The organism is Xenorhabdus bakwenae, from assembly GCF_030272115.1.
In the GTDB taxonomy this organism is placed as follows: domain Bacteria; phylum Pseudomonadota; class Gammaproteobacteria; order Enterobacterales; family Enterobacteriaceae; genus Xenorhabdus; species Xenorhabdus bakwenae.
The window spans coordinates 246461-259987 of record NZ_CP119194.1; the positions used below are offsets into that span (position 1 = coordinate 246461).

10 protein-coding genes are annotated in these 13527 nt (G+C 44.3%); 2 read left to right on the top strand and 8 right to left on the bottom strand.

Annotation, left to right across the window (positions count from 1 at the left end; genetic code table 11):
- Both nuoN and PXH59_RS01690 read left to right on the top strand, forming a co-directional pair.
- On the top strand, positions 1-1458 hold the full coding sequence (gene nuoN, locus PXH59_RS01685; RefSeq protein ID WP_285810029.1) for an NADH-quinone oxidoreductase subunit NuoN: 1458 nt from the start codon (positions 1-3) through the stop codon (positions 1456-1458).
- 422 nt (positions 1459-1880) lie between these two features.
- Positions 1881-2630 carry an SDR family NAD(P)-dependent oxidoreductase gene (locus PXH59_RS01690; RefSeq protein ID WP_285810030.1) on the top strand — a complete coding sequence of 250 codons (750 nt, stop codon included), beginning with the start codon at positions 1881-1883 and terminating at the stop codon, positions 2628-2630.
- Positions 2631-2956: 326 nt separating this feature from the next.
- Here PXH59_RS01690 and PXH59_RS01695 read toward each other — a convergent pair whose 3' ends face one another.
- From PXH59_RS01695 to pgaA, 8 genes are all read right to left on the bottom strand, one after another.
- Entirely contained in the window at positions 2957-3928 is a 972-nt protein-coding gene (locus PXH59_RS01695; RefSeq protein ID WP_047769394.1) for an EAL domain-containing protein, read from the bottom strand.
- 348 nt (positions 3929-4276) lie between these two features.
- On the bottom strand, positions 4277-4765 hold the full coding sequence (yfiB, locus tag PXH59_RS01700) for an outer membrane lipoprotein YfiB (RefSeq protein WP_285810031.1): 489 nt from the start codon (positions 4763-4765) through the stop codon (positions 4277-4279).
- The gene (gene dgcN, locus PXH59_RS01705; RefSeq protein WP_285810032.1) at positions 4762-6024 is read right to left on the bottom strand and encodes a diguanylate cyclase DgcN/YfiN; all 1263 of its coding nucleotides are present in this window, start codon (positions 6022-6024) and stop codon (positions 4762-4764) included. Before dgcN ends, yfiB begins: the two co-directional genes overlap by 4 nt.
- A gap of 5 nt (positions 6025-6029) precedes the next feature.
- Positions 6030-6644, bottom strand: coding sequence for a regulatory sequestration protein YfiR (gene yfiR / locus PXH59_RS01710; protein ID WP_285810033.1), 615 nt, complete (start codon positions 6642-6644; stop codon positions 6030-6032).
- A 204-nt stretch (positions 6645-6848) separates the two neighbouring features.
- Entirely contained in the window at positions 6849-7271 is a 423-nt protein-coding gene (gene pgaD, locus PXH59_RS01715) for a poly-beta-1,6-N-acetyl-D-glucosamine biosynthesis protein PgaD (RefSeq protein WP_285810034.1), read from the bottom strand.
- Entirely contained in the window at positions 7268-8599 is a 1332-nt protein-coding gene (gene pgaC / locus PXH59_RS01720) for a poly-beta-1,6-N-acetyl-D-glucosamine synthase (protein ID WP_047769385.1), read from the bottom strand. The genes pgaD and pgaC overlap by 4 nt, the downstream gene beginning before the upstream one ends.
- Entirely contained in the window at positions 8592-10628 is a 2037-nt protein-coding gene (gene pgaB / locus PXH59_RS01725) for a poly-beta-1,6-N-acetyl-D-glucosamine N-deacetylase PgaB (protein ID WP_285810035.1), read from the bottom strand. The genes pgaC and pgaB overlap by 8 nt, the downstream gene beginning before the upstream one ends.
- Before the next feature lie 11 nt (positions 10629-10639).
- Positions 10640-13123 carry a poly-beta-1,6 N-acetyl-D-glucosamine export porin PgaA gene (gene pgaA / locus PXH59_RS01730; protein ID WP_285810036.1) on the bottom strand — a complete coding sequence of 828 codons (2484 nt, stop codon included), beginning with the start codon at positions 13121-13123 and terminating at the stop codon, positions 10640-10642.
- Positions 13124-13527 lie beyond the last annotated feature (404 nt).

Below are 13527 nucleotides of genomic sequence, written 5' to 3' on the forward strand. Positions count from 1 at the left end.
ATGACAATAACTCCTGAACAATTGATCGCACTGTTGCCGCTATTGATCGTCGGATTGACGGTGGTGGTTGTGATGTTGTCCATTGCGTGGCGACGCGATCATTTCACCAATGTTACCCTGACGGTAATGGGTCTAAACCTGGCTCTGTTCTCTCTCTATTTTGTGGGACAACAAGAGCCAATGGATGTCACGCCATTGATTCATGTAGATCGTTTTGCAATGTTCTATACTGCTCTTGTGCTGATTGCGAGCCTTGCAACAACGACATTTGCCTACTCATGGTTGGAAAATTATCCCGATAATAAAGAAGAATTTTATCTGTTAGTGTTGATCGCGGCGGCTGGGGGAATTCTGCTCTCTTCGGCCAACCACATGGCATCACTGTTTATCGGAATTGAATTGATCACCCTGCCGCTGTTTGGTTTAGTGGGTTATGCATATCGCCAGAAACGTTCGTTGGAAGCAGGCATCAAATATATGTTGCTGTCTGCGGCCGCATCTTCATTCCTGCTGTTTGGTATTGCATTGCTGTATGCCGAATCCGGTGATTTATCTTTCGCATCACTCGGCAAGAGTTTGAGCGATAGCAAACTGCATGAACCGTTAGTGCTGGCTGGTTTAGGGATGATGATTGTCGGACTGGGCTTTAAACTTTCCCTGGTGCCTTTCCAACTGTGGACACCGGATGTTTATCAAGGTGCACCGGCACCGGTATCGACCTTTCTGGCAACGGCAAGTAAGGTTGCGATTTTCGCCGTGATCATGCGCTTATTCATTGAAGCACCAGTGGCTGAAAGCACAACCTTACGTATTCTGCTCACGGTGATTGCTATCGCATCTATCCTGTTTGGTAACTTGTTGGCATTAACACAAAGCAATATCAAACGACTGCTGGGTTACTCATCCATTGCTCATTTGGGATATTTGCTGGTGGTATTGGTTGCCATCAAAGATCATACGTTGGCAGAAGAGACAGCAGGTATTTATCTGGTCGGTTATTTGCTCGCCAGTATCGGGGCATTTGGTGTGGTCAGCTTGATGTCCAGCCCATACAGAGGGCCAGATGCGGATTCACTGTTCTCATATCGTGGCCTGTTCTGGCATAAACCGATCCTGTCAGCGGTAATGACAGTCATGATGTTGTCGTTGGCGGGAATACCATTAACATTTGGCTTCATTGGCAAATTCTATGTCATCGCGACAGGTGTTGAAGCAAGCTTGTGGTGGCTGACTGGTGCCGTTGTCGTGGGTAGTGCCATCGGCCTTTACTACTATCTACGCGTGATGGTGAGCTTGTACCTGCCGGCCCCGAAAACACTGAACCGTGATACACCACGCAATTGGGCGTTTACCTCTGGTGGGATTGTGGTGTTGCTCAGTGCATTACTGGTGTTGATCCTTGGTATTTGGCCACAACCGCTGATTGATATTGTTCAGCAGGCGAAAAGTGTTCTGTAAACAATAAGTGTTCTGTAAACAATAAGCTAAAGAAACTATTCAAAAACCCAGCCATCGTTGTCTGGGTTTTTTTGAGCAGAGCGACACCCGAAGCATGCGGCAACTGCTCGTATTTGAATCCCATCGAACACAAGTGGGCCGACGCAAAGCCTTATATTTTCCCGTTGAGCGGAGAAATATAACACGCATCCTGAAGTTGGATTGGTATATTTTCATGAATTAAATGCATTTTGGCTCTGATGATTTTTAACATATAAAATATAAATCGTTAGGCATAAAATTCAAAATGTTCACTGTAAGATAAGATCAGATGAAAGTTTTATTATGGGGGAAATTCACTCTGATTACAGTTATGGTGTGCGGTAATTTTAAGGAATAAGGAGAGGTTAACTATTTATTGATTTAATAAGGGGATATATGTCATGAATTCATTTGAAAATAAAGTGGTATTGATCACTGGAGGAACAGCCGGAATAGGGCTGGCTACTGCTATTGAATTTGCGAAAATGGATGCAAGAGTTCTTTTGGTAGGGAGAAATGTTGATAAAGGTAGTAAAGCAATAGCACAAATGCCACACAATGCTAATTGTGCGTTCTATTCTGCCGATATGAGCAAACAGTCAGACATTAAGCGGCTCTTCTCATATATTAAAGAGCATTATGGCCGTTTGGACATTGCTGTTAATAATGCCGGAATGTTCGGTGCTTCATTTACTAAAATAACCGAATATCCAGATGAAGTATGGGATGAGGTCATTGCGACGAATGTAACGGGCGTGTATCAATGTATGAAGTATGAAATACCGTTAATGGAGCAATCAGGCGGAGCAATAGTAAATGTCGCATCAGTTTCAGGTTTAAAAGCGAATTATGCAGGAGGGTGTGCCTATACTGCCAGTAAACATGCGGTGGTTGGATTGACAAAGTCCGCAGCTTTAGAGGTGGCAAAGTTAAATATTCGGGTTAATGCCGTGTGTCCAGGATTAATCAGGACAGATATGTCAGTCAGTGTGTTTGGTGATAATTTAGATGCTTATGGTGACGCCCACCCAATTGGACGGATTGGGGAAGTGGAAGAAGTAGCGAATGCTATTGTGTGGTTATCGAGTAACAGAGCGGAATTCATTACAGGTTGTTGTTTACCCGTTGATGGCGGTTTAATGGTAAAATAGACTTTAAATACCGATCTCTTGAATTGATACATAATAAGATCCGTGACGGACAGGTACATGGCTGTACTCAATCCGTCTTTTTAGTTTCTGATGGAAGTAATATCCTTGTAGGGCAATTGGTCGAGAATAAAGAGGGAGTTTATTTTCAATATGATGCGTTATCTCTTGCCATTCATCCGAAATTAATCTCTCCTTTTTTGATTAAGGCGAATACGTCATTACAAAAAGCTCCCAAAGAACCTCAGCGGCTACCATTGGACAGCATATGGAACAGAAATGGTCAAAGCTAAAGGCCCCGTAAAGCGTTTTTGCAGGGAGAATTCTTGTCATAACCATTTTTTGACAAACTCTTCCAACGGCATCGGACGGTCAAAGTAATATCCCTGTAAATAATCGACAGAATAGTTCGTTAACTGATTAACCTGTTCTTGGTTTTCAATTCCTTCTGCCACAATTTCCAGATGCAATCGCTGGGCAAGGTCAATGATATTTTCCACAATATTTTTTGAAATCATATCGGTATTCATTTTGCTAATAAAGTTATGTCCTATTTTCACTAAGTTAACATTAAGTTTTTGTAAATAATTGTAATTAGAAAAACCTGTGCCAAAGTCGTCCAGTGCAATTAATACACCTAATTCATTCAGCTTATTGAATAAACTAATAGTATGATTATCGAGTTTCAATAATTCTCGTTCGGTAATTTCCAAAATCAGTTTGATGGAATCTGCTGGAAATGATGTCAGAAAATAATGACAATCATCAATTAACCTAATATCTTTATAATGTCTTGCACTAATATTGAAGTTAAAATGGAAATTTGTCGGTAATTGATGAGCAATAGGCGAAAAATAGTCTCTCACTTGGGTGATTAGGTTATGCGTTAAGGGAATAATAAAATCTGATTTTTCAATTTGTGCGATAAATTTATTTGGCGTCAATAAGCCATGAATTGGGTGTTGCCAGCGAACAAGGATTTCACATCCAATGATTTCATTGTTTTTACTACAAATAATGGGCTGTATATAGGGGATGAATTGCTGATTTTTAATCGCTTTTTTCAAACGATATTCTGGGATAGTAATGGTTTTGGTATGTTTATAAAAAAATACCGCTGATATGAACGTAAGCAGAGACAATAAAATAAATACACATGCAGATTCTACATCTGGTTGGATATTATCCTGATAATTGGAAAATAATCTCCAAAATATAAAGCCAGTGCTGGCAGTGATGGTGATGAATAACATCACAAATATCCGATACAGGGATCGGTATGATTTCAGATCCAGCCCCATCATATCTCCTTTCTTGATAAAGCCTGTTACTTAACAGTAGGCTTGTTATCCAAACCATGCAAAATTTTATTAACTTATTGATTACAAAAAAAAGAGGCTCTTTTTTTTGCGAAAACAACTTCGGCTATGTTACAGGAAGAATTTAAAGACGGGAAATAACTATATGACTATATGGCAAAATGGGGGGGGGGGGGGGGGGGGGGTTATAATTGCTGAGGATGATCAAGATAAAAAAATATTGTGGCCATCCGTGGCTAAATTATTATTTGATTTATATCAATATATTATCAAGTTGCCCGTAATAAACAGGGCTGTTTTAAAACCCATATTATCGCTCATGGTATAGCGCTATTGCGGTGTCGTTATCACAATGGCAACCCGACGATTTTCTGCCCGACCTTTTGCACTTCGGTTATCGGCGATAGGTTGGCTTGGCCCTAATCCACGGGCGGTCAGATTAGTACGCTGCATACCTCCCTGTGTCAGTGCATCTGCAACGGTGTTAGCGCGTTTCAATGATAATTGATTGTTGTAACTCACTTCTCCGTAATTGTCAGTGTGGCCATCAAGGCGTGCGTGGTGGATACCCACTTTGGATAAAATACTGGCGAGTTGTTTTAATTTTGTTTCACCTTCTGATCGTAAATGAAATTGGTTATTACCAAACAACACCTTTTCTGATATACCAAATAACCAGCCTTCATCGGTTTGTTGAAATCCCTGTTGTTTAAGTGCGGCGATTTGTGCGGCTGTCAACGCCCCTTTATTCTGGCAGGCGCTGAGAAAAAGTGTGCCAATAAACGCAAAGATAAATACACAATAACGATTTCTGCTCATAGAGGGTTCCTTGATAGACAGTTGAGTTTTGTTGTATCAGCGGAATACCAGCCCCCGCCCCGTTGTTTTATGTGATACATCGCTGCATCGGCTTCAGAGAGTAGTTGTTCTGCCGTTAGTTCACCGTTGGATAATGCAATGCCGATGCTGAGTGTGATACGTAGATGTTGTCCGTTAGGAAGGAGGATCGGGGTATCCATAGCATGGATGATATTTTTGGCAACGCGTTCTGCATCTTCTAGATTGGCGGAAGGCAACAGGATAGCAAATTCATCCCCGCCAAGCCGGGCAACGGTATCTGTTTTTCTTACCCTTCGTTTTAAGGTGGCGGCGATAGTGACAAGCACGTGATCGCCGGCAGCATGTCCATAGACATCGTTGACATATTTCAGCCGGTTACCATCAATAAATAATATCGCTGCACTTTCACGCATAAATTTATCGCCCATGACGGTTGACAGAACACGTTCAAAAGTGGCCCGATTTGGTAAACCGGTCAGAGAGTCATGTTGTGCTTGCCAGGTTAACGCGGCTTTTTCTGTTTGCAGATGATGTTGCCACTCTTCCAGCTCTTCCAGCAGGTGATTGAAAACCTGACTTAGCTCATGCAGCTCAGCAATATGGGCCGAGGGCACGCGCCGGGAAAATGTCCGCCGTTGCCGCACATCATGGGCGACGGCCGTAATGTTTTGCAAAGCTCTGACAATACCATCATGCATACGCAACGAGAGGTAGAGTGAAATGACGGCGCTGAACAGCAGGCAGGCAAATAGTACCAGCAGGGCCTGATAAATAAATTTGATGATGTGGCAACTGTTACCAATTAACCAGACTGAGCCTACTTTTTGCTGATGATGGTAAATTGGCAGGGTGAAAGGTTCAAGAAATAGCCAGTGCTCGATCAATTTCTTGAAATTGCCGGTACGAGTCTCCTGATTTGCTTGCCAACTGGCTAACACCTGCTGTTTAGCATCAAAAATCTTGGCTTCTGTAAAGCCATCGTGAACGGCAATCATTTCCAGTATTTCGTTTGCTGCGGTTTTATCCTGAAAAACCACAGCGGCCTGTGCGGTATGGGCAATGGTCGTGGCAATCAGTTTTAAACTGTTTTCGGCATATTTCTGCATAGCAAGCAGTGCCAGTAACGATAAAAACAAGCCGACTACGGATAATATGATAAACGTAATGACCAGATGGATGCGGTGGAAAGCATGACGTAAAGTCGGGCGTGAGGGCATCCGTGAATAACGTTTTTTCATGTAGATTATTCCACCTTACGAGCCAGTTGCAGGACATTCGGATGTATGCGCACGCCGCTGCGCGTCAGAATATCAAGATTGAGGCTAAATGTTGCCGGAGCGCTGTTAATGTTGAGGCAAAATGCGCTGCCAATTTCACAGTTCGGATTATTTTCAGCAATGGTAAGCAATGGCTTGTCATTTTTCAGGTTGATTACCTGATGTTGAAGTTGTGGATCGATTTGACCGTAGTAAATGACATCACATTTTTCTATGAGTTGTTCTACGTTGAAATTGAGTGTTTCAACTTGCAGTTCTGTGTGATCAGAAATCATATCAATGTGGGTTAAGGCGCTGATGTAATTGGATGGAGGAACCAGACATAAGTGCAGAATAGTAGGTGTAATAGGCCAGTGGGTATAACTGATAATTCCAGAAACTACCCGCGCAACATTTTCGTTGTGCGCTGTTTTTTCATTGATTATTCGTTTTTCATTGATGTCAGGCATAGCCATTACTGCTGAATGACATGTGACGGTGATTAAGCATAACGTGATCAATACCCGTAGAAATAATCTGGAGACACAACGTTTAAAAATAGTGCGTTTACAAAGATGATGAATCCGTTCAATCACTTTCATATCATGTTCCAGTATTTATTTTTCATATTGTAAATGGTCGTGTTAAATTTATTGATAAAATCTGTTCTCAGCCAAGACCTATCTCATTCAGTTTTATTTCCTTAATGAGATAGGTTGTAAAATAGTTACTTGCCAAATAAGATTATTGGCAATCTAATCGATACCTTTAATATAATTTCATTATTAGTGAATAAATGACTATTTCTATATTGAAACATCTTCATTGATTCCTATTATATGTCCATGATTGTCATAAGTGATACTGGAAACTTTGCTTTGCCTTAAGGTGTCAAACAACTTTTGTTCCAAAATAAAACTCTGCGCCACTTCAGCGTGGGTTAATGCAGGTCGGTGACGACGACGTTCGATCCTAAATCGACGTTGGTTGTATTTTGCCCAGCCAATGAGCAAAAATGCATTAAATATGGCAATGGCAATATAAAGGGCGATGACGCCCAGTTCTGAAGTAAATAATGTCGACGTAAAAGGCCTGGGACCATTATGGGAGACGTAAAATAATCCCATTATGAATAAATAGATAAAACCTGCCCAGGCCAGGATGGTCAACAGGATATCAATTAAACGCGGCCATAACCTTTGTTCGGTAAAAATCAATGGTTCTTTCATGATTCGATTCTCTCTATTCCCCTGTCAGGGCTTTCCCAGCGAGCGCGTTTTCTGTGTACTTTAAGCATCACTTTGGGAAAAGATACCAGAGTCGTAAATAGGTTCAGCATCCAATAAACCATCGGATACCAAATCACCCAGAACAGCGATGAGGCAACGTGTTTTTCATAGCGGCGCTCAATCACTAAACTGACGGTAAACTGGATCAGGCAGGTAGCCGCCAGAACTAATCCCGTATACCCAGGTGGAAATAGGGTATAGACGCGAATGTTTTCCGGTAATGCGATGAACATGCCGAGTAAAAATAAAATGATGGAAAGGGCAAATGTAAATGACCAGATAACGGAGCAGCAGAATTCAGCAAATAACCCCCACATGCGGCGATATTGCCATGACCACAATTGACGCAGGTTTTTCAGGAAAACTTCGGCTCCACCCTGTGCCCAGCGTAACCGCTGCTTCCATAATCCCCGCAAGGTTTCAGGCATCAAAATCCAGCAGAGTGCGCGGGGTTCGAACAGGATAGCCCAATGGTGTAACTGGAGTTTCCAGCTCACATCAATATCTTCTGTGATCATGTCATTACTCCAATACCCCACGTCGGCCAGTGCCCGGCGATTAAAGGCTGCAACAACCCCTGACACGGTAAAGACCTGACCATAAATCCGTTGGGTTCGTTTGATCAGGCCAATGATGGAAGAAAATTCCCCAACCTGAATGCGCCCCACTAAAGTGGATCGTGTACGAACGCGGGGATTACCAGTAACAGCGCCAACACGGGGATTTTCAATCATAGGCTTGACCAGCCAGACAGCCGCATCTCGATCTAACAGGGCATCGCCATCAATACAGACCAGATAATCACTTTTCGCGGCAGCTGCCCCCGCTTGAAGTGCAGTGGCTTTGCCTTGATTCTGTTTCAGGTGTATCACTCTCAAGGCTTGATATTGTTTCGCCATCGCATTGAGTTCATCTGCGGTGCTGTCGGTTGAACCATCATTGATAGCGATCACTTCAATATTGGGATAGCGCTGGTTCAAGGCGGCCAGCAGTGTCTCGCGCACATTTGGCCCTTCGTTGTAGCAAGGGATCAAAATTGAAATTAGCGGTTTTCCTTCAAGATGCGGCGCTTCTTCATCAACAATTTTCCAATGCCTTTCCCGATAGAGCCAGAAATAGATCCCGCCTGAGATCCAGATGGCCGACATGAACAAAGGCCAGAAAAAGACAAAGTTCAGCATGACTTCCCCGGTAAAGGTGATAGCGATACCAAGGGGGATGCTCAGTACCAGGCAGAGCACGAGAAAAGCAATAATACGATCAATCATGAAGTGGATACCATTCAGGAGAAAGAACAGGGCGGATCTCATTCATTTCTGGTTGATTGTTAAGAAAGTCATCAGGGTAGTAACCGAAGCTCTGTGCGCCGTTGAGCTGCAATTGTCGCATCCACTCTGCTAATTGGTGCCCTGAAATTGCCCTTTTATCCAGTGGCTGGCGCCAATCTACGGATTGCAATTCAAAAACAGTTTTGTCCAGGGCTTGTGGGCGTTGGGCAATGATTTTCACCAAGCGGGATAACCATTGATTGCTTTTTGCTAGTGGCACATTTTCCATCAATGGCATTGCCATAGGGGCAACCCAATCGTAGTGGGCGAGGAAGTCATCCAGATTTTGGGCAAACCACGCTTCGCTGTCCGGTTCCAGAATGGGCAGGGCAAAAATATTGCGTGCAGTTTTGATCTGGTAACCCCGTATTGACTTGAGTTCTCTGGTTAACTCATGAGTGAAATCAATCAGGTATTGGCTTTTAAAGCGTGTCCAACGGGCGAATTGTTCTGGATCTTGCCGAATTTCTGCAAGGGAAGCAGATAAACCTGCGGCCTGATAAGCTTTAATGGCATCTGCGCCAGCATCTTCAAAATCAGACATGACGGCGTCATCGTGGTACAGGATGCCCTGAAAAATAGCATGAGAGGCCAAATCTTGATAAATCTCTTTGATCCTCCGGCGGTTTTCTGGGTTATAGGGCGATAAACGACGATATTGTGTCGGGTTTACAAACAGCTGGTCATGACTTGTGTCATCGCTCATCACCCGCGGGAGTGAAGACTCCAGTTCAAAGGCCAGAACGGGCATCCACGCATAAACTTCAATATTCAGGCGGCTGTGCAGTTGCCAGGCAACACGGTTAAAGAGATCCGCCCGCATCGGTAGCCAGCGATTAGGAAAGTAGAGTTCCCGTACAGTGCCATCGCCTTTGGGATCAGCAAAGGCTTGCAGGAAAACGGTATTGACGCGCAGATCGGCAATGCGCTGAACCAGCTTGTCGAGATTATCGGCTTGTTGAACGGGGTCTGGATCATAAACATAGTCCAGATCAATATGGGCAATCCGTAAGATCGGTTTATTCTGTACCTGAATAACCTGCCCGGCGAATTCTTTCAGAGAAGGGTTATGTGTGAGCAATATACGTGGCACATTATCAAGATTGTTGACGTTTGCCAGCCCGTTATCCAGGGTCAATGCCATTTTGTAGCCGTAGCGTTTGGCTATTTCCAGCGTAACACCGTTATCGATACCATAAGGCCAAATCCAGACCCGTGGCTGCTTGCCTGTGGCAGCGATAATTCTTTGGGTAATAGTGGCAATATCCTTTTCCATCCGCTGGCGGAACGCCTGCCCACTTTCATAGTGACCTGTTTTCGGATCGTAAATGCGAATGGCCGCAGCCGGCTCGGTATTGCCTTGTGGATTAGCGATGGCACCATAGTGATGCTGATAAGTATGGGAACCTATTTCCACTAAACCAGAACGAGACATCTCTGCTACCTGTTCCCAGGTCGTGAAGCGCTCCCGCGCCACCATCAACCCGCCAAAATCAACGGGTTTTTCGGCGGGTACATCAACCCAGATCCCAACGGGAGCCAGAACGGCAGGCCAGTGATAGGCTTTCAGCAGCGGAAATACGCGGTGGTAGAAACTGCTATAGCCATCATCGAAAGTCAGCAATACAGCCTTGGGCGGCAATGGCGTACCGCCCTGATTGGCAGTAAGAATTTGGTCGACTGTAACCGGCTGGTAGCCATTTTCCCGCAGCCAGGCAAACTGATCGTTTAATGCGCTGGTACGGACTGACATAAAACGCTGATCTGCCCCATCATCTTCGACATCATGGTAAGCCAGAACTACAAAGCCATTTTTAGGCCAGGGGCGTTCATTCATGGAAAGCGGCCGTTGCACGGGTGGAACAAAATCAGGTTTTTCTGCATATGCCAGCATGCCAAACTGGGGGAGTAACAAGCTAATCAGCAGGGCCGATATCATCAACCAATGACGAAAAACATTGTGTATCATAAAAAAATCCTTCAGAACCGATAGATTAAATCAAAAGCAGCTTGCAGATTACTCTCTCGTTTACCGTCATAAGGACGTTTATCCAGCGTGAGCCTTACCCCTGTGTTAATAACATCATTCCATTTAATACGTTGACCATATCCCATCATTGTGATTAGGCCACTGCCGTACCCTTGCTGCCAATATTGCCCGATACCCGCCACAACTTGCTGGCTCCAGACAGTTTGATAGTGCCGATATATGATGTGGTCTGCTTCCAGTTCAGGCAGAAAGGTAAAGTCGCTTTTGGGATTGAAATAGGGGGTATTTTGCCGGGTATTGTGAGTTGTGCTCAGTTCCAACTGCCCATCAAGTTTCAGGTAAGGAGCGGTATAGAGGCGTTGAAGGCCATCAATGCCATATTCAAAGCGATGGTTGCCATCTGAAAAGAATGCAGGGGTAAAGCGAGCGCTCCATTGGCTGCGTTCGCTGTATCTCCAGCGGGCATAAATTTGTCCGCCATTGGCATCGATATTATTGCTCAACGCACGCAGGGGGGTATTACGGGCAAGACGTTCTGCGGAGCCACCCAGTCGCCATTGATCATTGAAGTCATACCAGGCTGCAATCCGTAATCCCACCTTGCTGCCATGACGATAATGACGCGCAGAAACTTCACCTTCCAGCCAAAGATCCCGCGAGCGCCACTCTACACCGCCGCGTAAATCACGGTTCAACCCCCGGCCTTCTGAGAACTGGCCGCGATTGTAAGCACCACCGGCAAATAAGCGCCAATTATCCTCAAAGGGAGGGCTATAAAGTACTGCGTCAATATCTGAACTGTGTTTGCCACTTTCAGGATTATCTGAATTAATGCCCTGATTAACCTTAATTTGCAGTTCTGACATATGATGCACATTACGCAGACGGTTAAAGCGTTTAGCGGACGTGTCTTCTGGGGCGCGGGTAATAACATCATCGGCCAGCAAGTCCAGCTGCCGCCATTCTTGCAGAGCCAGCGCGGTATAACCTTGCTGGATTTCCAACGCCAGATGACGCTGATCGAGTCCTTCAATTTGCTTTAATTCACTCTCAGCACGGCGTGACCAACCACGATCCAGCCAGACAGACGCCAGATCAATCCGTAATTTCTGATTGCCAGGCGCTGTGCGGGCTAAATGGGTAAAGCGTTTTTCTGCTTCGGCAAGATCTTCACGTAATTGTGCAGACTCCGCTAAAAATTGCTGCCCTTGCAGCCAGCCATCATTCGGAACACGAATGGGGGAGCCAAAGACATTCAGCATATAAGGATTGCGTTGTTTGATACCGGTGGCAATTTGTTGAGCGGCATCCAGACGCTCACTTTCCACATTCGCATAAAAAAGGACGATATCATCTTCAAGGGGAATATTGGGCGGTGAAATTTTCCCTGACGACGAAATATTTTCATCAGGGTAATTCAACGAGTGCAGGATATTCCGCGCTTTTTCTGGCTGGCGCAGATTCAGATAGGCTGCCGCTGCCCATTTCTGTGCATATTCCGGGAGAGGTATGCCTTGTTTTTGCAACGTCTGGTATTCATCAATAACGTCTTGCATCCGATGGCGGGAAAGAAGAGCACCAAGCCTATCAATGCGCGCCCGTTGATAATCGTGTTGTGCATCGGGTAGGTTGTGCCATTGATTAAGCATCTGTTCGTAGCGTGCAAGTGCCCTGTCAGCAATGTCAAAGCGCTCTTTTTCATTACGATTGGGGATCATTGACAAGCGAACCAATTCTGCTGCGGCACCGGCTTCCAGATTGCGCAGTTGCGCCGTGGTTAATTGTGTAGCGTGCTGTTGCCCCAGGTGCCATGCAGGAGCACTGACGCGATTGTTTTTGAGGCTGAACAGATAGTCTTGGGTGACTTCCTTATTGTCGGGAAACCGTTTATGCGCGATAGAAAGCACTTGCAGGGCGTGCCATATCCGGCCGGCAGCCTGGTCAACGTAGGCCAGCAAACGGTAATTAGCGGCGTCGGGTTGACGAGCCAATAAATCGTTTGCCAAACGATGGGCTTCCGTGTCTTGTCTGGCATCGGCGAGTGTCATGATAAAGCCCGCTTTGATGTCTCTGTTCTGCTTGTCCAGGGTCAGGGCTGTGCGCCATAGCTGTATTGCCTGTGACCATTGACGTTGGTTGCGATAGGCCCGGGCAACCGCCGCGCTCCCTCTGGCAGGTATAGCCATTGAGCGATAGCGTTGCCAGAGCGAAATGACTTCATCATCATGTCCAGCCCAGCTTGCAATTTGCAACCAATCAGCAATTTGCGAGGAAGAAAGACGATGTCGTTTCTCTTCCTGACGAATATATTCGAGCATGGGATTGGTATTGCCATTTCTGGCTTGTTGAATTAATGCATCATAATCTGCCTGAGCGGATTCCGTTGTGATTAAACAACTTAATGAAATAAATAACGATAACAGCTTATACCGATATCTATAAAAGCCCATCGGACGGAAATAAAGATATGACACGCTATCCCCTTTTTATACTGCTTGTTGGTTTTACAAATAGCAGGACCAGACGGAATTTAATTTAATTTAGATTAAGATGAATTTTTACATTCTTCATTTTTGAAGAGGCAGAATAATACGTATTGCGTGAATTTATATCAATGAGAAAATTTCATGAAATAATTAAGCGCATTTGGTTTTGTATTGGCACTATATCTATATAAAATAATGCATAAGTATGATATTTATGTTTTGAAATCATTTTATTTGTTTTATATCAATTGGTTGTATTTTTCATTCCTCTGTCGTAAAAATATTTTAAAAAATAAATAGGAATATTGAAATTGATTTCAATGAAAAAAACTGAGACTGAGTGTAAATATTTTTTATTACCGAAGGATGAATGTTATTGGTTGTTGGGGCTT

Coding starts and splice junctions, on each gene's coding strand:
- nuoN (WP_285810029.1), top strand. CDS start 1: ATGACAATAACTCCTGAACAATTGATCGCACTGTTGCCGCTATTGATC.
- PXH59_RS01690 (WP_285810030.1), top strand. CDS start 1,881: ATGAATTCATTTGAAAATAAAGTGGTATTGATCACTGGAGGAACAGCC.
- PXH59_RS01695 (WP_047769394.1), bottom strand. CDS start 3,928: ATGGGGCTGGATCTGAAATCATACCGATCCCTGTATCGGATATTTGTG.
- yfiB (WP_285810031.1), bottom strand. CDS start 4,765: ATGAGCAGAAATCGTTATTGTGTATTTATCTTTGCGTTTATTGGCACA.
- dgcN (WP_285810032.1), bottom strand. CDS start 6,024: ATGAAAAAACGTTATTCACGGATGCCCTCACGCCCGACTTTACGTCAT.
- yfiR (WP_285810033.1), bottom strand. CDS start 6,644: ATGAAAGTGATTGAACGGATTCATCATCTTTGTAAACGCACTATTTTT.
- pgaD (WP_285810034.1), bottom strand. CDS start 7,271: ATGAAAGAACCATTGATTTTTACCGAACAAAGGTTATGGCCGCGTTTA.
- pgaC (WP_047769385.1), bottom strand. CDS start 8,599: ATGATTGATCGTATTATTGCTTTTCTCGTGCTCTGCCTGGTACTGAGC.
- pgaB (WP_285810035.1), bottom strand. CDS start 10,628: ATGATACACAATGTTTTTCGTCATTGGTTGATGATATCGGCCCTGCTG.